Annotated in this window: 20 protein-coding genes; 8 read left to right on the top strand and 12 right to left on the bottom strand. The window is 38.8% G+C overall.

Annotated features, from left to right (window positions below):
• Positions 1-75: 75 nt before the first annotated feature.
• Together addB and addA are read left to right on the top strand one after the other, a co-directional pair.
• Positions 76-3,585, top strand: coding sequence for a helicase-exonuclease AddAB subunit AddB (gene addB / locus BM350_RS08455; protein ID WP_090915727.1), 3,510 nt, complete (start codon positions 76-78; stop codon positions 3,583-3,585).
• Positions 3,582-7,307: a helicase-exonuclease AddAB subunit AddA gene (gene addA, locus BM350_RS08450; RefSeq protein WP_090915728.1), complete on the top strand. Its 3,726-nt coding sequence runs from the start codon at positions 3,582-3,584 to the stop codon at positions 7,305-7,307. The genes addB and addA overlap by 4 nt, the downstream gene beginning before the upstream one ends.
• A gap of 158 nt (positions 7,308-7,465) precedes the next feature.
• Here addA and gerPF read toward each other — a convergent pair whose 3' ends face one another.
• From gerPF to BM350_RS08415, 7 genes are all read right to left on the bottom strand, one after another.
• Positions 7,466-7,681, bottom strand: a complete 216-nt coding sequence (gene gerPF / locus BM350_RS08445) for a spore germination protein GerPF (RefSeq protein WP_090915729.1) — start codon at positions 7,679-7,681, stop codon at positions 7,466-7,468.
• Positions 7,682-7,722: 41 nt separating this feature from the next.
• Positions 7,723-8,109 carry a spore germination protein GerPE gene (locus BM350_RS08440; protein WP_090915730.1) on the bottom strand — a complete coding sequence of 129 codons (387 nt, stop codon included), beginning with the start codon at positions 8,107-8,109 and terminating at the stop codon, positions 7,723-7,725.
• Positions 8,110-8,120: 11 nt separating this feature from the next.
• Positions 8,121-8,315: a spore gernimation protein GerPD gene (locus tag BM350_RS08435; protein WP_090915732.1), complete on the bottom strand. Its 195-nt coding sequence runs from the start codon at positions 8,313-8,315 to the stop codon at positions 8,121-8,123.
• A gap of 6 nt (positions 8,316-8,321) precedes the next feature.
• The gene (gene gerPC / locus BM350_RS08430) at positions 8,322-8,936 is read right to left on the bottom strand and encodes a spore germination protein GerPC (protein ID WP_090915734.1); all 615 of its coding nucleotides are present in this window, start codon (positions 8,934-8,936) and stop codon (positions 8,322-8,324) included.
• 61 nt (positions 8,937-8,997) lie between these two features.
• A complete protein-coding gene (locus tag BM350_RS08425; protein WP_090915735.1) occupies positions 8,998-9,207 on the bottom strand; it encodes a spore germination protein GerPB in 210 nt (69 codons plus the stop codon).
• 16 nt (positions 9,208-9,223) lie between these two features.
• Entirely contained in the window at positions 9,224-9,445 is a 222-nt protein-coding gene (locus BM350_RS08420) for a spore germination protein (protein WP_090915737.1), read from the bottom strand.
• 138 nt (positions 9,446-9,583) lie between these two features.
• Complete coding sequence (locus BM350_RS08415; RefSeq protein WP_090915739.1) at positions 9,584-9,763, bottom strand: aspartyl-phosphate phosphatase Spo0E family protein; 180 nt, start codon at positions 9,761-9,763, stop codon at positions 9,584-9,586.
• A 241-nt stretch (positions 9,764-10,004) separates the two neighbouring features.
• On the opposite strand from BM350_RS08415, the gene BM350_RS08410 reads away from it, so the two are divergent.
• Positions 10,005-10,904: a fumarylacetoacetate hydrolase family protein gene (locus tag BM350_RS08410; RefSeq protein ID WP_090915890.1), complete on the top strand. Its 900-nt coding sequence runs from the start codon at positions 10,005-10,007 to the stop codon at positions 10,902-10,904.
• Positions 10,891-11,385 (top strand): HXXEE domain-containing protein, encoded by a 495-nt coding sequence (locus BM350_RS08405; protein ID WP_090915741.1) that lies wholly within the window; start codon positions 10,891-10,893, stop codon positions 11,383-11,385. Before BM350_RS08410 ends, BM350_RS08405 begins: the two co-directional genes overlap by 14 nt.
• Before the next feature lie 42 nt (positions 11,386-11,427).
• Here the strand turns inward: BM350_RS08405 and BM350_RS08400 are convergent, their stop codons facing one another.
• Positions 11,428-12,618: an ornithine--oxo-acid transaminase gene (locus BM350_RS08400; protein WP_090915743.1), complete on the bottom strand. Its 1,191-nt coding sequence runs from the start codon at positions 12,616-12,618 to the stop codon at positions 11,428-11,430.
• Between the two features lie 151 nt (positions 12,619-12,769).
• On the opposite strand from BM350_RS08400, the gene BM350_RS08395 reads away from it, so the two are divergent.
• On the top strand, positions 12,770-13,141 hold the full coding sequence (locus BM350_RS08395) for a YisL family protein (RefSeq protein ID WP_090915744.1): 372 nt from the start codon (positions 12,770-12,772) through the stop codon (positions 13,139-13,141).
• A gap of 51 nt (positions 13,142-13,192) precedes the next feature.
• On the opposite strand, the gene BM350_RS08390 is transcribed toward BM350_RS08395, so the two are convergent.
• Positions 13,193-13,744, bottom strand: a complete 552-nt coding sequence (locus BM350_RS08390; protein WP_090915746.1) for a DUF2777 domain-containing protein — start codon at positions 13,742-13,744, stop codon at positions 13,193-13,195.
• 139 nt (positions 13,745-13,883) lie between these two features.
• On the opposite strand from BM350_RS08390, the gene asnB reads away from it, so the two are divergent.
• Positions 13,884-15,731, top strand: a complete 1,848-nt coding sequence (gene asnB / locus BM350_RS08385; protein ID WP_090915748.1) for an asparagine synthase (glutamine-hydrolyzing) — start codon at positions 13,884-13,886, stop codon at positions 15,729-15,731.
• Between the two features lie 287 nt (positions 15,732-16,018).
• Here asnB and BM350_RS08380 read toward each other — a convergent pair whose 3' ends face one another.
• On the bottom strand, positions 16,019-16,246 hold the full coding sequence (locus tag BM350_RS08380) for a hypothetical protein (RefSeq protein WP_090915750.1): 228 nt from the start codon (positions 16,244-16,246) through the stop codon (positions 16,019-16,021).
• Positions 16,247-16,466: 220 nt separating this feature from the next.
• Positions 16,467-17,741, bottom strand: a complete 1,275-nt coding sequence (locus tag BM350_RS08375) for an ammonium transporter (RefSeq protein ID WP_090915752.1) — start codon at positions 17,739-17,741, stop codon at positions 16,467-16,469.
• Positions 17,742-17,961: 220 nt separating this feature from the next.
• On the opposite strand from BM350_RS08375, the gene BM350_RS08370 reads away from it, so the two are divergent.
• Positions 17,962-19,305, top strand: a complete 1,344-nt coding sequence (locus BM350_RS08370; protein ID WP_090915754.1) for an alpha-amylase family glycosyl hydrolase — start codon at positions 17,962-17,964, stop codon at positions 19,303-19,305.
• Between the two features lie 207 nt (positions 19,306-19,512).
• Here BM350_RS08370 and BM350_RS08365 read toward each other — a convergent pair whose 3' ends face one another.
• Positions 19,513-20,004 (bottom strand): YajQ family cyclic di-GMP-binding protein, encoded by a 492-nt coding sequence (locus tag BM350_RS08365; RefSeq protein WP_090915756.1) that lies wholly within the window; start codon positions 20,002-20,004, stop codon positions 19,513-19,515.
• Between the two features lie 348 nt (positions 20,005-20,352).
• Here BM350_RS08365 and BM350_RS08360 point away from each other — a divergent pair, with 348 nt between their 5' ends.
• Complete coding sequence (locus BM350_RS08360) at positions 20,353-21,207, top strand: CvfB family protein (RefSeq protein ID WP_090915758.1); 855 nt, start codon at positions 20,353-20,355, stop codon at positions 21,205-21,207.
• Positions 21,208-21,235 lie beyond the last annotated feature (28 nt).

The following is a 21,235-nucleotide window of genomic DNA, read 5'->3' as shown; positions in this document are numbered from 1 at the left end:
TGGGGGTCTTACTGCCCACGAATAGCGGGATAGATCTTGATTGATCGAAGTTCACTTATAGAAAGGCGGGTTTACATGTCACTTCGATTTATAATAGGACGAGCTGGAAGTGGAAAAAGTACGATGTGTTTGCAAGAAGTACAGCAAGAGCTGCAGCATCGTCCAAAAGGTGAAACGATTTTATATCTTGTGCCAGAGCAAATGACATTCCAAACGCAGCAAGCATTAATTAATGGAGACGTAAGCGGCTCTATTCGTGCACAAGTGTTTAGTTTTTCGCGGTTAGCGTGGAAGGTGCTTCAAGAAGTAGGCGGAGCAAGCCGCCTTCATATTGATGAATCTGGTGTGCATATGCTGCTTCGTAAAATTGTCGAGGCGCGTAAAGAAGAATTATATGTTTTCCAGAAAGCAGCAGAGCAAAATGGATTTTTTGAACAACTTGGCAGTATGATTACGGAATTTAAACGCTACAATTTAACGCCGTCAAATGTGTATGCGATGTGGCAAGAATTAGAGGCTCATAGCAATGGAAATGAACAGAAACTGTTAGCAAACAAAATGTATGATTTGCAGCTTTTATATGATGATTTTGAACGGGCGTTAATTGGAAAATATTTAGATTCTGAAGATTATATGAAGCTTTTGTTTGAAAAGCTTCCCTATTCAGAGTATGTGAAAGATAGCATGATTTATATTGATGGATTTCATACATTTTCACCGCAAGAGTTAGAGATTGTAAGGCAACTACTGCGATGCGGAGCAAAAATGACAATTGCATTAACGCTTGATGAGCAGACGTTATCACAGCCAGTGAGTGAACTGGATTTATTTTATCAAACGCTTATCACGTTTGAAAAACTAAAACAGGTAGCAAGTGAAGAGAAAATTGTTATTGAAAATACGATTGTCATGCGAGAGCAACCGCGTTTTACGTCGCCAGCACTTGCGCATTTAGAGGCGCATTATGATTCTCGTCCTTATGGAGAGTTTCAAGGTGAGTCACACATTACACTATATGCTGCGGCGAATTTACGGGCAGAAGTGGAAGGCATTGCGCGCGAAATTCGCAGATTAGTAGCGGAAGAAGGGTATCGTTATCGTGATATCGCGGTGCTTCTTCGCAATGGTGAAAGCTATTACGATATGATGAGGACGTTGTTTGTTGATTATAATATTCCATTCTTTATTGATGAAAAACGCCCAATGCTTCATCATCCATTAATTGAGTTTATTCGCTCTGCGTTAGAAGTCATTAGTGGGAATTGGCGTTATGACGCGGTATTTCGCTGCATAAAAACCGAACTGTTGTACCCATTAGATGGAAATAAAGCGAAAATACGTGATGAAATGGATGAATTTGAAAATTACTGTTTAGCGTATGGTGTGCAAGGGAAAAGATGGACTTCGGAAGAGCCGTGGACGTATCGTCGCTACCGTTCATTAGATGGTGTACATGGCGGTCAAACAGATAGCGAACGAGAAATGGAAGAAAAGATTAATCGTCTTCGTGAGATTGTTCGCACACCAATTATTCGTTTGCAAAAGCGATTAAAACGAGCGGTAACGACAATGAGTATGTGTGAAGCGGTTTACTTATTTTTAGAAGAGCTAGACGTTCCGAAAAAATTAGAAGCGTTACGCCTGCAAGCAGAGGAAGCAGGGAATTTCTTATTTGCCAATGATCATGATCAAGTATGGGAACAAGTCATCACGCTACTGGATACGTGCGTTGAAATGCTTGGAGAAGAGAAAATGTCTCTGTCTATGTTTGTAAATGTGATGACGACAGGATTAGAGTCACTCCAGTTCGCGAATATTCCGCCGTCTTTAGATCAAGTGTTAATTGCAAATATTGACCGTTCACGTCTTTCGAATATTCGAGCGGCATTTGTAATTGGAGCAAATGAGGGAATTATTCCAGCGGCGCCATCAGATGATGGTGTATTATCTGACGAAGAACGAGAAGTGCTTGTTTCAGCAGGAATTGAACTGGCACCAACAGCGCGGCAAAAGTTACTCGATGAACAATTTGTCATTTATCAAACGGTGACAAGGGCAGCGGAGAAGTTATATATATCTTGTCCTCTTGCAGATGAAGAAGGGAAGACGCTATTAGCATCTAGCTTTATAAAGAAGGTTAAAAGAATGTTCCCTTCTGCTGCCGAAATATTTTTAACGAATGATGTAAATGATTTGTCACATAGTGAGCAAATTTCATATGTGGCCACGCCAGAAGTGACACTTTCGTATTTAACGCAGCAACTGCAAAACTGGAAGCGATACGGTTTTGAGGGGAATCTTTCTTTCTGGTGGGATGTATACAATTTTTATGTTACAACGCCGGAGTGGAAGCAAAAGAGCATTCGTGTGTTATCCAGTTTGTTTTACCGAAACAGGGCGCGTAAATTAAGCCCTGCTGTAAGCGAGGAGTTATACGGTGACAAAATTAAAGGCAGCGTATCACGTATGGAGCTCTTTAATCGCTGTGCGTATGCTCATTTTGCGCAGCATGGCTTATCTTTGAAAGAACGTGATATTTTTAAATTAGATGCACCAGATATCGGGGAACTGTTCCATGCTGCTTTGAAGAAGATTGCTGATAAATTATTGAAAGAAAAGCGTACCTGGGCTGATTTAACTGTAAAAGAGTGTGAATATCTTTCTGTTACTGTGATCGAAGAATTAGCACCGCTTTTGCAGCGTCAAATTTTATTAAGTTCCAACAGGCATCATTATTTAAAGCATAAATTACAGCAAATTATTTTCCGTACTTCACTTGTGTTAAGAGAGCATGCAAAGTCGAGCGGATTTGTACCTGTTGATTTAGAAGTTGGATTTGGTATGGGCGGAACAAACTCATTGCCAGCTATGAAATTTGAATTATCAAATGGTGTGAAAATGGAAGTAGTTGGACGAATTGACCGCGTTGATAAAGCAGAAGATGAAACGGGCACGTTTTTACGTATTATTGATTATAAATCGAGCGCGAAAAAATTAGATTTAACGGAAGTATATTATGGTTTAGCATTGCAAATGCTGACGTATTTAGATGTCGTGACAACAAACGCAAGCAAATGGATGGAGAGGGGCGGAAACGCAAGCCCTGCCGGAGTACTGTATTTCCATATTCATAATCCAATTGTTGAAATGAAAGGTGACGTGTCAGAGGCTGAAATTGAACAAGAGATTTTAAAGAAATTTAAGATGAAAGGACTCGTTCTTGGAGACGCTGATGTCGTTCGGCTAATGGATAACACGTTAACGACAGGAAGCTCGAATATTATTTCAGCGGGCCTTAAAAAAGATGGCAGTTTTAGTGCGCGTTCTGATATTGCGAGTGAGCAAGAGTTTCATGTATTGCAGCAATACGTACATCGTACATTTGAAAACATCGGGACAGATATAACAGAAGGTGTTATCGATATTGCACCGTATAAAATGGGGAACAAAACAGCATGTACGTTTTGTAATTTCCGCTCTGTTTGTCAATTTGATGAGTCGTTAGAAGATAACAAATACAGGGCATTGCAAGATATGAAAGATAGTGAAGCGTTAGAGAAAATGAGAGAGGATACCCAGTCATGACGATACAAACTTGGCCAGCGAAACCAGAAGGAAGTCAGTGGACCGATGATCAGTGGAAAGCAATCGTTGCGGATGGCCGTGATATTTTAGTTGCAGCTGCAGCTGGGTCGGGAAAAACAGCGGTACTTGTTGAACGTATTATTCGCAAAATGATTCGAGAGGAAAATCCAGTTGATGTCGATCGCCTGCTTGTCGTAACGTTTACAAATGCAGCGGCGCAAGAGATGAAAAACCGAATTGGAGAAGCGTTAGAAAAAGTATTAATTGATGATCCAGCTTCGCCGCATATTCGAAAGCAGCTTAGTTTACTAAACAGAGCATCGATTTCGACAATCCATTCGTTCTGTTTACAAGTCATTCGAACGTATTATTATATGCTCGATGTTGATCCGCGTTTTCGCATTGCGAATGAGACGGAGAATGAATTATTAAAAGAAGAAGTTCTGGATGACATATTAGAAGCAGAGTACGGCATGGAAAATAATGAATTGTTTTTTGAACTTGTCGATCGTTATACGAGTGACCGCACTGATGATGATCTGCAGCGTATGATTTTGGCGCTCCATACTGAATCAAGAGCGCATCCAGATCCGAACGGTTGGCTTGATAAATTAGTTGAAGCATATGACGTAGAAGGAAAAACAATTGAAGATTTAATGTATGCCTCGTATTTATTAGAGGATGTAAAGGTGCAGCTGGAAACGGCAAAGCAATACGCTGAAAAAGCGATTGAGCTTGCGATGTTACCAGATGGTCCAGCGCCGCGCGTGGAAACACTGCAAGCGGATCTTTTGTTACTTCAGAACTTGTCCGAAGCAGCTTGTGGGTCTTGGACAAGCACATATGAAGCGATGCAAACTGCTTCTTGGCAAACGTTAAAGCGTATTAAAAAGAGTGATTATAATGAAGAGATTGTGAAACAAGTTGACTCTCTGCGGAATAAAGCGAAGGATGAAGTAAAGAAACTACACGAAGAATTATTTAGCCGCAGTCCAGAAAGTTTTTTACGTGATTTTCAAGATATGCACCCCGTACTGCGTAAGCTTGTCGGTCTCGTAAAAGTATTTACAGAACAGTTCCAAGCGATTAAGCGCGATAAAGGAATGGTTGATTTTACAGATTTAGAGCATTTTTGCTTACAAATTTTAAGCGAGCGTACGGATGAGGGAGAACTGCGTCCATCACCAGTTGCGTGGCAATACCGTCATAAATTTACAGAAGTGCTTGTTGATGAATATCAGGACACGAACTTTGTACAAGAATCGATTATTAAGCTTGTTACGAAAGACGCGGAGCAAGACGGAAATTTATTTATGGTCGGCGATGTAAAACAAAGTATATATCGTTTCCGGCTAGCAGAGCCAGGACTTTTTCTAGGGAAATACAAACGTTTTACATCTGAAGGCATAGATGGCGGCATGAAAATTGATTTAGCAAAAAACTTCCGCAGTCGTCACGAAGTACTAGCAGGGACAAACTTTATTTTTAAACAAATTATGGGCGAAGCTGTCGGAGAAATTGATTATGATGAAGACGCTGAGCTGAAGCTTGGAGCGAGCTATCCAGAAGGAGCGGATCCATCAGCAGAATTGTTATTTATCCATCAATCTGATAATGCGGCAGTGGATGAAGAGGAAGGCGTGGAATTAGAAAAGGCGCAATTAGAAGCACGCCTCATTGCACAAAGGATAAAAGCAATGGTCGATTCTGGTTATGAAGTATATGACCGAAAAACAAACGGCATGCGCCCTGTTACCTATCGTGATTTTGTTATTTTACTGCGTTCTATGCCATGGGCGCCGCAAATTATGGAAGAGTTAAAGCAGCAAGGTATTCCTGTTTATGCAGAGCTTGCGACTGGTTATTTTGAAGCGACAGAAGTGAATGTAATGATGAACCTGTTTCGCGTAATTGATAATCCAGCGCAAGATATTCCGTTAGCAGCTGTGCTTCGTTCGCCAATTGTTGGATTAACAGACGAAGAGTTGGCGATGCTGCGTACTCATGGGAAAAAGAGCTCCTTTTATGAAGTAATGCGCTCTTTCTTGCAAGGCGCACCATTAGAGGAAGAGAAAGAATTGCATGAGAAAATATCATGGTTTTACAAGTATTTACAAGAGTGGCGTGAATTTGCGCGTCAGCAGTCGCTTTCGGATTTAATTTGGAAAGTGTATCGTGAAACGGGTTATTATGATTTTGTGAGTGGTCTTCCCGCTGGTAAGCAGCGCCAGGCAAATCTTCGCGTGTTATATGATCGTGCCCGCCAATATGAAGCGACTTCATTTCGTGGTTTATTCCGCTTCTTGCGTTTTATTGAGCGGATATTAGAACGCGGTGACGATATGGGAACAGCACGTGCGCTTGGCGAACAAGAAGATGTTGTGCGTATTATGACAATTCATAAAAGTAAAGGACTGGAGTTTCCAGTTGTATTTGTAGCAGGGCTTGGAAGACGTTTTAACACACAAGATTTAATGAAGCGTTTCTTGCTGCATAAAGATTTCGGATTTGGCTCACAGTTTATTGATCCGAAAAAGCGCATTAAATATACGACATTATCGCAGCTCGCGATTAAGCGCAAAATGAAAATGGAGCTGATTGCCGAAGAAATGCGCGTCTTATATGTTGCTTTAACACGTGCGAAAGAAAAGCTCATTTTAATTGGAACTGTAAAAGATAAAGAAAAAGAAATACAGAAATGGCTAGATGCCCGCGAGCATACCGAATGGTTATTGCCGGATTATGTACGTGCCGGGGCAACCTGTTATTTAGATTGGATTGTACCATCATTATGCAGACATAAAGATAGTGACATGCTTTTGGAGATGGGGCAGGGAGATATTCCAACTGACATATATGAATATGATGCAACCTGGAAAGTAGAAGCAGTTGACGTGGCAGAGTTGCAAGCACCAGAGCCAATGAAAGAAGAAAAGCAAGAGCTATTAGAAGCGCTCAGGGAGCAAAAATCAGTTTCTCTCTGTAGTGAGCAAAAAGATGAAGTGTATAAAAGGTTAACATGGCAGTATGGATTCGAAGATGCGGCAACGCACCGCGCCAAGCAATCTGTTACGGAAATTAAACGAAACTATCAAGCACAAGAAGGTAGTGATACATCGTTTATCAAACGAGTTCGTGCACCAATTGAAACGCGTCCGCGTTTTATGGAGAAAAAAGGACTTACGTATGCAGAACGCGGGACGGCTGTTCATACCGTTATGCAGCATGTAAACTTAGCGAAAGCAATAACAGCTGAAGTGATTCAAGAACAAATTGCGGAAATGGTAAATAAAGAGCTCTTAACATTTGAACAAGCAGAAGAAATAGCACCGGAAAAGATTGTTGCATTTTTTGAAACAGAACTTGGGAAACGAATGTTAGCCGCAAAACATGTAGAGCGCGAAGTACCGTTTACGATGATGTTATCAGCAAACGAAGCCTATCAAGATTGGACAGCTGAACAAGACGAATCCATCCTTGTTCAAGGGGTTATTGATTGTATGATTGAAGAAGAGGAGGGCATCGTTTTAATTGATTTTAAAACAGATACAATTGGGGCCCGTTTCCCAGGTGGATTTGAACAAGCGAGACCAATATTAGAAGAACGGTATAAAATACAGCTAGCCCTTTATCGGAAAGCACTAGAGAAAAGTTTACATCAACCCGTAAAAGAAACATATTTATATTTCTTTGATGGGAGTCACGTATTGCAAGTGAAATAAAGTGAAACTTGCAATAAGGGTTTAAGTATGGACCCGAAAGCGGGAGTTATTAAAGTTTGAATGGACAAACAACAAAAAACGGAGGGAATTCCCTCCGTTTTTTGTTGTTATCCCGCTATTCGCGGGCAGTAAGACTCTCCGCTGATGGAAGTTTCACTTTATGCTGTTCCGATTTGATCTTGATCAGCTACATCAGAATCAAATGTATTTGTACCACTTACACCGTTAAATGTATTAAGAACAAATGCAACATTTGATGAACCAGATCCGTTATAAGCTTTCGTATTTTCTTTCGGAGATACATTATAGAAATCCCCTAAGTTAAAAGAACCGTTACTATTTTGAACGACTAAGTTCCCGACAACAGACGGCATATTTTCACCTACTTCAATTTCCTTTTATGGTACTATATGATTTATTTGCGAAAAGGTTCTTTTGTAGTAAATTGACGAATTTGTAAAATGCGTGAGTTTAAAAATACATAATCAATAGATCCAATATGAAGACAAGAAGCATTGAGCATACTTTGAATGGTAATGCAGTTTACTTCGATAAAGGGATTCTTATTAATGACAGTCATGTTTACTTCGTTTACGCGAGTTGGAATTGTAATTTCGTCATCAACAAATATTTCATATGTTTCCCATTTTCCTTCTGTAGACAAAAAGTAAGGAGTTTCACGATGAACAGCAATTGTTCTGTTTTTTAATTCCATTTGGTTCGTATCGCCAATTTGAATCACGGAACCAAGTCCTAGTGTGATGACAGAGGGCTGATGGACAATGGAAATATGTCGAAACATAACCAGCCTCCTTATCTAGGAGTAGTAGGCACAGCGGTTACGAGTGGTACAAACGGGCCTCCTGTAACAGATTCAAATGGTGTATCTAAAATAGAAGATGAAATAATGAAGTTTGCATCGCCGACTAAGAATAAAGCAGACGAGGATACCCCAAGGGAACTAATATTTCCCACTTTGATTTCATGATTAATCACAGTAAAATTCATATGCATTTACTCCTTTCGGAAATTACGCGGTATATGCTGAATAAAGGAAAGAAATGCTTTATCAATATCATGCTTCATTGCTTGAATAATGACATCTTTCATATACTGTGGGTTAGATGTAATTTCTGAATGTGGCTGTACTTGAGATAAATAGTATGGGAGACGGTGTTCCATTTGTTGTTTTATATCATCGATCATCATTTGCCGGTACATATCGTCAAGAGGTGTGCGTTCTTCTTGTTCAAAGTAAAGAATGCGACTATATGCTTCTTCGTCTAGATAGCGGTGCATTTCATGAATGATGTCTTGATAAAAATCGGGATTGATCTGGGTTTCAGGGTTTACTTTTAATGTTTCAGTCTCGACATTAAAGTCTTCAATTATTTCGCCTTTGCTTGTAAAGGGATTTAAACCAATATTTAATGTACCATTTAAATTTTCAACTTTTAGTTGATCAAATTTATATTCGACTTTTCCAATTGAAGAGGATGGACGCTGTTTCAGTTCTTCTACTTGCTCTGTTAGCTGCGCTAGTTGTGTTTCTAAAGCATTTATTTTTTCTTGTTGCTGCTGAATAAATTGTTGTAGCTGTTGTAAATAAGTATATATATCTTGATTCACTGCTAGAAGCCTCCTTTTCGATCTGGAGGGTATATTGGTATATGTCTATGATATTAGTACGTTAAGAAGAACTAGGAGGAGGGGGGGAAATAGAAATAATTTGTCCCTGAGCTGTTAGCGGCGGAGTTGGTTTTGTAAATCCACCTGTATTAGAGAACTTTGACAATGTTTTAATACTGCCAGCACTTCCAATTTGAAAGACAGCTGAAGTTGTAAGGTTATCTATTCTTATATTGTTAATGATAATGCTTTGGTGTACACACAGTTTCAATTTTTATTTCCCCCCTTTAATAAGTAGCAGTTATTGGCTGATCGATTACGTCATTATCATTTACATTTGTTGTACTTTCGTAATTGTATATGGATATATTTTCTCCAACATTAAAAGAACCCGCTCCTGCAAACGCACGGGAATAACTAATAGGACGAATAGCAAATACATCACCAATATGAAATACACCGCTGGATCCGACATTAACAATATTAACGTGTCCAACCATTGCAGGCATAGAAAACACCTTTCATGTGAAAAATTTTTGTATTTGTCCCTTTTTCATCCGAATTTCTATGATGGGAGTTTTACTCTATTATTGTATGGGCGTTTGTGCAAATATGTGTCTGTTATTTTAAAAATAAAAGACGTACACTCAGCGGGAGTGTACGTTTGTATGTTGAGTTGGCACATGATCTATTTGTATGAGTAATATAACATTTAAGAGCCTGTCCAGCTCTTGACTACAACTAACCGTTTTTTGAGATGTCATTCCATACCGTTTGGCCAAGTATTTCATTTTTTCGCGTTTTTTTTCAATTGCTTGCTCAAACATAGAATCGGCTCCGTCTCCTTATAGATTTTAAGAGTGTCTGTAGTACATATTATACAAAGTTTCCATAAAAAAGAAACGTATTCGCTAAAAGAAGAAGGAATTCTACATATTTTGGCAAAAAAGTATTTTAATTGCGCGTGTAATAGAGAGAATGTTGTAAATTAAAAATATTTTCAGGAGGATTTTTGCTAGTAGGTGCGAATACCATTACAGTATGAATTTGAAGATGGGGTGTGGAAATATGCGGTTTGTGACGGCAAAAACAGATGAAAAAGTGTTTGTTGGTGTTGTAGATGATGCATCACAAACAGTGTTGCATATAAGAGAAGCGCAAAGAAAAAAAGGCGAAAAAGTTACGATTCCTATTACAATGTTAGAGTGTATTGAACAGGGAGAACCCTTTATTACGAAAGTAATTGAGATTGTCGAATGGGCAAAAGAACATTGCGAGGATGCTTATTATTCATTATTGGAAGTTAAGTTGTTGGCCCCCATTCCAAGGCCAAGAAAAAATATTCTTTGTGTTGGGAAAAATTATCGTGAGCATGCAATCGAAATGGATGGAGCAGAAGCAGTTCCGGAAAATATTATTATTTTTACAAAGGCTCCAACAACTGTAATTGGCGATGGGGATAAAATTTATAGTCATCCGCATGCGACAAGTGAGCTTGATTATGAAGGAGAACTTGCAATTGTGATCGGAAAGCGTGGAAAAAGAATTCCGAAAGAAGAAGCCTTGCATCACGTGTTTGGTTATACGATTGTAAATGATGTTACAGCCAGAGATATTCAAAAGAAGCATAAACAATTTTTTCTTGGGAAAAGTTTTGATACATTTTGTCCAATGGGGCCATCTATCGTACATCACTCAATGATTCATAATCCGAATGCACTTCATATTGAAACGAAGGTGAACGGGGAAGTACGTCAATCTTCTACAACGGCAAATATGATGTTTTCAATTGAAGAAATTATATCAATTGTAAGTAAAGGAATGACGTTAGAGCCAGGCGATATTATTGCAACCGGAACACCAGCTGGAGTTGGAAAGGGATTTCAACCACCTCGATTTTTACATGCTGGTGATGAGGTTGTTATCACTGTAGAAAATGTTGGAACGCTCCGTAATGGTGTCAAATAATACGCTGCACTCTCCTTATTTCTGGCTTATCCCGATTATTTTTACTTTGCATAATGCAGAAGAGTATTACTTTTTTCGGGAAATAAAATATTTACAGTCCATTCAGATGGAAGAGAATATGCTGCAATCAAAGCATTTTTTCATAGCATTACTTATATTGACTGTTTTTGTGTGTGCGATTGTGCTTATACACAATCTGTTTTTGAAGAAGATAACGTTATATGCGGTATTGATTACACAGGCAATGATTTTTATGAACGGGATTGTTCATCTTGTGGGGGCAATCTTGAAGAGAGGGTACGTGCCTGGGCTTGGTACAGCTTTCTTTTTAGTCATTCCTTTTTCGGTGTTTTTGTTTTGGAGAGGAATTGCGTGCGGTTGGTGGAAATGGAAGCATGTGTGGCTATCGTGTCTCATCGGTATATTACTCATGTTTCCTATTCTAGCTGGTCTGTTGTATATAGTGAGAATCATTGCATAGCAAAAAAGAAGGTTGCCTCTTAACAGGCAACCTTCTTCGATATTAAGATAATACCTCTTTAATTTTTTCAAATGCCCATTGTAGATCTTCTTCAGAAATAACAAGAGGCGGAGCAATGCGGATTACATTTTCATGTGTTTCTTTACATAGTAAACCAGCTGCTTTTAATTGTTCACAGTAAGGGCGTGCAGGTTCATTTAATTCGATACCGATAAATAATCCTCTTCCGCGCACATCTGTAATCATTGGATTGTCAATTTCGCGTAATTGATTTAACAGCTTTTCTCCTAATTGTAAAGAACGTTCTGTTAATTTTTCTTCTAATAGGACATCTAGAGAAGCGAGAGAAACTGCACAAGCTAGTGGATTACCACCGAACGTAGAACCGTGAGAGCCTGGCTCAAATACTCCTAAAATGTCACGGTTTGCAGCAACGCAAGAAATTGGGAATACACCGCCGCCTAGCGCTTTTCCAAGAATGTACATATCAGGAATGATATTGTCCCAATCGCATGCAAATAATTTTCCTGTACGGCCTAAGCCTGTTTGGATTTCATCTGCGATAAATAATACATTTTCTTCTTTACATACATTGTATGCTTCTTGTAAGAAACCTGCTGGTGGAATGTTAATGCCAGCTTCGCCTTGGATTGGCTCTAAAATAAATGCAGCTGTATTTGGTGTAATTGCTTCTTTTAATGCTTCAATGTCGCCGTAAGGAATGACAACAATACCTGGAAGCATTGGTCCAAATCCGCGTTTATATTCGTCATTGGATGACATGGATACGGCGCCCATTGTGCGGCCATGGAAGTTATCCACACATACAATAATTTCGGCTTTGTTGTCTTCTACTTTTTTCACATCATATGCCCAGCGTCGTGCTGTTTTGATAGCGGTTTCAACAGCTTCCGCACCTGTATTCATTGGTAAAATCATTTCTTTATTAGTTAACTTTGCAACTTTTTCATACCAAGGACCTAATTGATCGCTGTGGAACGCACGTGATGTTAATGTTACACGCCCTGCTTGGTCGATAAGCGCTTGAATAATTTTTGGATGGCGGTGACCTTGGTTTACTGCAGAATATGCACTGAGCATGTCCATATAACGGTTGCCTTCTGGATCTTCTACCCAAACACCTTCAGCTTTCGTAATTACGATTGGAAGTGGATGATAGTTATTTGCTCCGTATGTTTCTGTTATTTCGATAATGTCTTTTGTTTGAATCATGCTAGTTCCCCCTTTGTTTTTACAAGAAGTTTGTAAATACTCTAAATATTATATCATTTGAGTGGAAAAAAAGCGAAATATTTCCTGAAAAGAAATGGACGTGGTATTATGTAAAGTGAGAAAGTTTGGGGAAAGAGGAGGAAGAGATTACATGACAACACATATGCATATTACTGCGTGGGCATTAGGTTTGATTTTATTCTTCGTTGCGTATTCCATGTACACAGCGGGAAAAAAAGCAACAGGCGTACATATGGTACTTCGTTTGATGTACATCATTATCATTGTAACGGGCGTTTTATTGTACATGGGTATTGTAAAAACGGCTACAGCACAAGCACACATGTTGTATGGTATCAAAATGCTTGGTGGTGTATGGGTAATTGCTGCGATGGAAATGATTCTTGTGAAAGTAAGTAAACGGAAAACAACAGGGGCGTTTTGGGCTCAATTTGTTATTGTTTTTTTAGTTGTGTTATATCTTGGGTTACGATTACCGCTAGGATTTTCACCGTTTGCTTAAAAAAAGAAGCACGTTATCTCGCTCTATAAGTGAGATAACGTGCTTTTGTTGTTAATTTCCAACGTGCAATTCATCCCCATCCGCTTTTGTAATTTTAAATAAATCCTTATTGTTTGTAGAATAGCGGACATAATGGTGATGGAGGGCGCAAATCATTTCTTCATTATCAAATAAGAGAATATTAACGCCTTCGCATGAATGGTTTTTTGGCTGAAATGATAAAAAATTGTGAGCATAGATGCAGTCGTATAAAGAGTAGCCTAGTGATTGTAATGTTTCCGCGACAAGTGAAAAGGATGAATCTGAAAGCTCTTCTATCCACTCATAATAGCTTGAAAGCAACTTTTTTCGAATGCGAATGGTTTCACCGTTTTGCAGCGGATGATGTTCATTTGCTACTTGCAAAATATTATGTTCATAAAAACGAGCAGGTAACCAATTATTGTTATATAAAATCTCAAATCCATCTTCAATCATATCTTCTAGTAAAAAAGCTTCATCGCTTTCTTCGTCAAAAAATACCCATTCTTCGTTTATATATTCAACATTTCCAATTGTATGAGCACGCGGTTGACTATACAAAATATGTTTACGCTGTTTCATTCGTGTTCGCTCCTTTATATAGAAGTTTCTGTTCTTGTTATAGACAGTTCAGTCTTTATTTAAACAAAGGAACATAGAATCAAAATTGGGCATAGAATAAAAACAGACTGCGGATATGAGATGAGAAAGGGTGATCGCAATGTGTGGCATTACAGGGTGGGTTGATTATACAAAAGTGTTATTACAAGAAAAAGAAGCAATAACGAAGATGGCCGAAACGCTCGCGAAAAGGGGCCCGGATGATACGAACGTTTGGCTTCGGAATCATGTTGCTTTTGGGCATAAACGGTTAATCGTTGTCGATCCAGAAGGCGGTAGACAACCGATGGTGCGGGAGAAAAAAGAAGAACGTTACGCCATTTGCTATAACGGCGAACTATATAATACAGAAGATATTCGGAAAGAATTGCTGCAAAGAGGTTATACGTTTAAGGGGCATTCTGATACAGAAGTGTTGCTCGCTTCTTATGTGGAATGGAAAGAACAGTGTGTGAATCATTTAAATGGTATTTATGCATTTGCTGTATGGGATGAACAGGAAGAAAAAGTTTTTATTGCGCGTGATCGTTTAGGAGTAAAGCCGCTATTTTATAAACATGATGCTGGGCGATTGTTGTTTGGCTCAGAATTAAAAGCGATTTTAGCTCATCCTGATGTGAAGACGGAGATTACGACAGAGGGATTAGCAGAAGTATTTGGATTAGGTCCGTCTCGAACTCCTGGGCATGGTATATTTGCTGGAATTGATGAATTGCGCCCAGGTCATGCACTTACATTTTCAAAAGATGGTTTAAAAGTTTGGCGCTATTGGAATGTTGTGAGTGAAGAGCACACACATAATTTTGAAGAAACGGTCGAGCAAGTTCGTTTTCTGTTGCAAGATGCCATTACAAGACAGTTAGTATCGGATGTTCCGCTTTGTACATTTTTATCAGGCGGCGTCGATTCTAGCGCGATTACCGCATTTGCAGCGATGGCGTATGAGCAAGAAGGAAAAGGGAAGCTTCATACGTATTCGATTGATTATGAAGATAACGAAAAGTATTTCAAATCAAATGCATTTCAGCCAAATTCAGATACTCCGTTTATTACGTTAATGACAAATACATTTGATACGATCCATCATCGCTGTGTGATTTCTAATGAAAATTTAGCGGAACATTTAACGGAAGCCGTAATTGTTCGTGACTTGCCGGGGATGGCGGATATTGATTCTTCATTACTATGGTTTTGCCGAGAAATTAAACAAGATTTTGTCGTAAGTTTATCAGGTGAATGCGCTGATGAAATTTTTGGTGGCTATCCGTGGTTTTACCGCGAAGATGATTTACAATCCAGTGCGTTTCCATGGATGCGGTCAACAGAAGCTCGTGAACAATTGTTAAAAAAAGAATGGCGCAAAAAACTAAATTTACAAGAGTATGTTCAGTATCGCTATGAAGAATCAGTGCATGAAACTCCGGTGTTAGAAGGAGAAAGCATACTGGATACAAAAAGAAGACAGTTATTTTATTTAAATATGATTTGGTTTATGACAACGCTGCTTGACCGAAAAGACCGAATGAGTATGGGAGCTAGCCTAGAAGTGCGTGTGCCGTTTGCAGATCATCGCCTTGTCGAATATGCGTGGAATATTCCTTGGGAAATGAAAATGTATAAAAACCGCGAAAAAGGTCTATTGCGCAAGGCTTTAGAAGGTGTCTTGCCAAATGATGTGTTGTATAGAAAGAAAAGTCCATACCCGAAAACCCATAACCCGTATTATACGAAGGCTGTCACTTCATGGCTACAAGAGCTATTAACGGATAAACAGTCGATTCTTCATGAATTATTTGATAACGACCAGTTGCATGGATTAATTGAATCAGGTGGCAGTGCATTTCAAACGCCTTGGTTTGGGCAACTCATGACAGGGCCGCAGCTGTTGGCGCATTTAGGGCAAATTCATGTTTGGTTTAAAGAGTACAATATAAATATTAAAGAATAAAATTGAAGGTCATAGCGTATAAGCTATGACCTTGTTTCTAATAAGCGTATTTGAAATCTTTTCCTTCTTCCGTTGTTGTTAAGGTAATAGGTCACAGATTGAAATATCTTTTATTCCTTCTACACACGATTAGAACGAATAGATTTCCAAACCCATTGAATGCATAGACCGCAAATTAAAAATAATACAAGGACAAGTGTAATAGTTGCCCCAGGCGGTGTCCCTAATTTATATGAAGACGTGAGTCCTGAAAACATACTATCTCTAAGGAAAGCAGAAGGCTTTCCTTAGAGATAGTATGTTGAACCAAACGGAATTGTTGAGAAATCAGTTGGATATATGACATAATGATGTGCAACATGGTGGGGTATAACATGATGATATACGACATGTGCAAAAAGAGGATCTGTTGCCATCACTTGATGAATTGCATGAAGTGTCTGTTGTGCAGCACCATATGTGACGGCGGCACCCGCACCTGCTTGTCTTGTGGTGTTAAAAACTGGATTTATCATAATAATTCATAGAGCTCCTTTATAATAGTTGGATTCTTTTTATATGTTATGCCCTATATCTAGGGAAAGAGCGTACCTTTAATCAAATTAGGTAGATTACCTATTAAGTAGTTTTATGAATCCATTTCAGATAATCCGGATTTCGTAAGTTGAAGAAGTATATAGAAGAAAGAGGATTTCAATATGAAATCCTCTTTTTGTAATTTTGTTTAAAGGCGAGCTATTTAGAAGAATGGTTTAACTTTCCATCTAAAATATCTCCAATAAGTGGAGTTTCGACTTGCTCGTATGCTCTTTCGCCGTGAAGGGAAAGGTCGAGTCCCATTTTCTCTTCATGTTCATGTGCACGAACGGGGAGGAATAAGCTGATTCCTTTAATGATTGCATACGTCACTACAGCTGTAAATGCGTAGGTCGCCCCAATTGCGAGGAGTTGTTTCCAAAGAAGTGCAGCATTTCCGTAAAATAGTCCGTCTGCGCCTGCGCTATTAACGGATGTTGTAGCGAAAAGTCCTGTTGCAATGCCGCCCCAAGTTCCGCCAATACCGTGACAACCGAAGGCGTCGAGCGCGTCGTCGTAACCGAGCTTATGTTTTAGGAAATAGACTGCTAAAAAGCAAAGTGCACCGCCGATTGCGCCGATAATAAGAGCGGAGGGTGGTGTTACGAACCCGCAAGCTGGTGTAATTGCGACGAGACCAGAAACAGCTCCGCATACGGCACCTAGTACAGTTGGTTTTGTTTGGAAGAACCATTCCGCCAGCATCCATGTGAGCGCAGAAGCGGCAGCAGCAGTATTTGTATTAATAAAAGCGGTGAGGGCAACTTCATTTAACGTTAATGTGCTGCCGACGTTAAAACCGAACCAGCCAAACCATAATAAACCTGCTCCTAGAATTGTGAATGGTAAATGATGCGGTGAAGAGTCGTGAGCATCTTTTCGTTTTCCGAGGAAAATAGCTAATACGAGACCAGCCACGCCGGATGTAATGTGGACAACATTGCCCCCTGCGAAATCAAGTGCACCGAGTTCACGAAGCCATCCGCCGATGCCCCAAACCCAATGAGCAACGGGATCGTATACAAGTGTCGTCCAAAGTAAGATGAAGATAAGAAAAGCGGAAAACCGCATTCGTTCTGCGAATGCACCGGAAATTAAAGCGGGAGTTAAAATTGCGAACATCAGTTGAAACATCATAAATAAGTTATGTGGAATTGTCGAGCTGTAGGCTTCATTTGGTGTGAAAGTAACATTTTGTAGACCGAACCAATCAAAATTACCGATGAGCCCATTCCAATCAGGTCCGAATGCTAAAGAATAACCGATGAAAATCCACTGAATGGACACGATTGCCATTGCACTATAACTGTGCATCGTTGTACTAAGTACATTTTTACTGCGAACCATTCCCCCGTAAAATAAAGCGAGCCCAGGTGTCATAATCATCACCATGACGGTGGCTAAAAAAAGAAATACTGTATCCTCCATATGCATCGTTTTCCCTCCTGTTATGTTATATAAGTTCACATCAAATAAATATATCTAGTATCATATTCAATAAATAAAAATAAATCAACAAATTTTTCTGAAAATTATTTTTTTATGTGAGGAAATATAACATATCGTATTTCTATGTGATCTAAATGCGTTAGTATACGAGAGGAGTATAAATTGTTATACTTTTCTTATAATTAGAAAATTTGGGGGAAGCAATGTGAAGAGGGAGTTAGGGAAATATTTTTTATGTTTCATATGTCTATTGTTTGTATTTCAATTACCCATTCATGTGTCGGCAAAGGAAACGAGGCAGTGGCAAGATGAAATTGTGTATTCTATTATGATCGATCGTTTTAATAATGGTGATTCTAGAAATGATAAAGAGATTGATACGAATCATTTAGATGCATATCAAGGAGGGGATATCCAGGGGATTATAAAACGACTTGATTATATAAAAGAGATGGGCTTTACTACTGTTTTGTTGTCACCGCCCACTGCAAGTAGTAGTTATGATGGGTATCATCCAACTGATATAACAAAAATGAATGAACATTTTGGCCAGGTGAAGGACATGCAGCAACTCGTCCAAGAAGCGCACGAGCGAGATATGAAAGTAATGCTTGAATTTGTAGTGAATAATGAAGATAAAACGGGCACGATTGAATATGCGAAACAATGGATTAAGGAGACGGATATAGACGGTTATCATTTGATACATAACGAGAATATTCCGAAGTCAGTTTTGAATGAAGTGATTGCATCTATGCAGAGTGTGAAACAAGATTTTTTTGTAATAGCGGATACGCAAATAGAAGGAGCGAAAGGTGTATTGAATCGAGCTTATCAAGAGCGCATGACAGATGTGTTTGCAAAGCCGAATGTTTCTGTAAAGCCCTTGTATGATGTGACGAAAAGCAGCGATGATACTCTAGAGGGGACGTTTGTAGATAATAGCCAAACGGAGCGTTTTGTTAGAAAAGCAAAAGAAAATAAATATTTTCCACCGGCCCGCTTGAAATTAGCGCTTGCCTATTTATATACATCACCTGGCATTCCGTTTGTATACTACGGCACTGAAATTGCATTAGATGGAGGGAAGGTGCCTGATAATCGCCGTTTAATGGATTTTAAAGCGGATGAGAAGTTTTTGCAGTATATAGGGAAATTAGGAGAACTTCGCAAAACATTACCATCTCTTCGTTACGGAACATTTGAACTATTATATGATAAAGATGGTATGAGCGTAATAAAGCGCAAGTATAAAGATGAAACAACGCTTATCGCGATTAATAACACGACAGAAACAAAAAAAGTGGAACTTGTTGCAAATGAATTTGGGAAAGATCATGAGCTGCGCGGATTGTTAGAAGATGATAGGGTGCGAGAAGAGAACGGAAAATATTACATTGTGTTGAAAAGAGAAACTGCGAATGTATATGCACTTGCAGGGAAATCAGGATGGAACTGGTCGTTTATTGCTGCTTTAGTAGGTGTGAATGTGTTATTTATCATCTTCCTTGTATTGATAAAGAAACGAAAAGGAACGGAATCATCTTGAGAAATAAAAGAAACTGACCAAAAGATGGATTTTGGTCAGTTTCTTTTTATCCCGCTATTCGTGGGCAATAATACTCCCGCCTCAAACTTCAGCGAAAGCAAAGAAGTAAGGTGGGAGATAAACTACCCGTAAAAGCCCGATTGGTGAGGGCTAATAATCAGTGGGGGAAGAAAACCCCCACTGATTAAAGTTTCACTTTATGTATGACTATCGGTAGTTGATAAATTGTACGTCGATTGATAAATCAGCTCCGCGCACAGCTGCAATAACTGCTTGTAGATCATCACGGCTTTTTCCTGTTACACGAACTTGGTCATCTTGTACTTGTGTTTTTACTTTTAATTTTAAGTCTTTAATAATGTTATTAATTTTTTTAGCATTTTCTTTATCAATGCCTTGTTGTAATTTTGCGCGTTGACGTACTGTCCCGCCAGAAGCGCTTTCTACTTTTCCGTAATCTAAGTTTTTGATCGGAACTTCACGCTTAATTAATTTTGAAATCAAAACGTCTTTTACTTGATCAAGTTTATACTCATCATCAGAAGTTAAAACGATTTCCTCTTTTTCTAATTTAATATCACTTTTGCTTCCTTTAAAGTCATAACGATTTTGAATTTCTTTTAAAGCGATGTTAATAGCGTTTGTTACTTCTGGAAACTCTACTTTTGAAACGATATCAAAAGAACTATCTTTTGCCATAATAAGCACCTCCAAATTAAATTCCATCTCTACCCCGCCTTAACGGGCTGTAATATCCCGCTTAAAGTATAGCGAGAAATACATTCGTAGGATAGGCGGGATAAACAGCCCATAAAGGCCCGATTGGTTCGACTAATAATCATTGAAGAAGACCGCCTCAATGATTAAAGTCTCACTTTATTATAGTGAATTTTGGTCAGTTGGACAAATAAAGGAAAAAACGTGTATAATGAAACTTTGTTTGGAATGATAAAAAATAATATAAAGCTGTTCTCGATGCGGGTGTTTTTATATGAAGATAACACCTGTTAGAATAAGATAAAGTATATAGAGAAGGGAATTAAAACTATGAAGTTACAACCAGGAGCGATTGAAGAAGTAACGGTTTTACGCGAAACAGAAATTGGATATATGGTCGGTTACGAAGAAGATGAAGTGTTTTTACATAAAAATGAAGTTGCTGGAGAAATTGAAGAAGGCGACACGATTGATGTGTTTTTATATCATGATCATCAAGAACGTTTAGCAGCAACGATGAAAACGCCGCTTATTACAACGGAAGATTGGAATTGGGTAAAAGTTGTGGAAGTGAAGCCTCGTTTAGGGGTGTTTGTTGATATCGGTGTTTCGAAAGATATATTAATTCCAGCTGATGAGTTTCCAATTTATACACCAGTATGGCCGCAAGAAGACGATGAGTTATATTGTACATTAAAATTAACAAATCGCGGCCGTTTAATTGCTCTTCCAGCAAGAGATGCGGATATGCAAGAAATTGTAGTAGAAGCGACGCCATCTATGCGCAATAAAAATGTAAATGGTCGTGTGTATCGTTCGTTGCAAGTGGGATCATTTGTATTCACGGATGAACATTTTCGTGCCTTCTTGCACCATTCTGAACGCAAAGAGCAAGTGCGTATTGGAGAACGCGTAACAGGACGTATTATTGATGTGAAAGAGGACGGAACAATTAATATTTCTCTTCTTCCTCGTAAAGAAGAAGGGATGGAAGATGATGCAGCTGTTATTTATGAATATATGGAAAGCCGCGGCGGTGCAATGCCGTTTTGGGATAAGAGTTATCCAGAAGATATTGGGGAGCGTTTTAATATGAGTAAAGCAGCTTTCAAACGTGCTCTTGGTAAATTGATGAAAGAAGAAAAGGTTTATCAAGAAGAAGGTTGGACATATTTTAAAAAGTAATATAAAAAATAGCCGAACAAATGTAATT

It is taken from the genome of Bacillus sp. 103mf (assembly GCF_900116295.1).
GTDB classification, from domain to species: domain Bacteria; phylum Bacillota; class Bacilli; order Bacillales; family Bacillaceae_G; genus Bacillus_A; species Bacillus_A bruguierae.
Note: the sequence above shows the minus strand (reverse complement) of the source record. Positions and strands in the feature narration are given on the sequence as shown.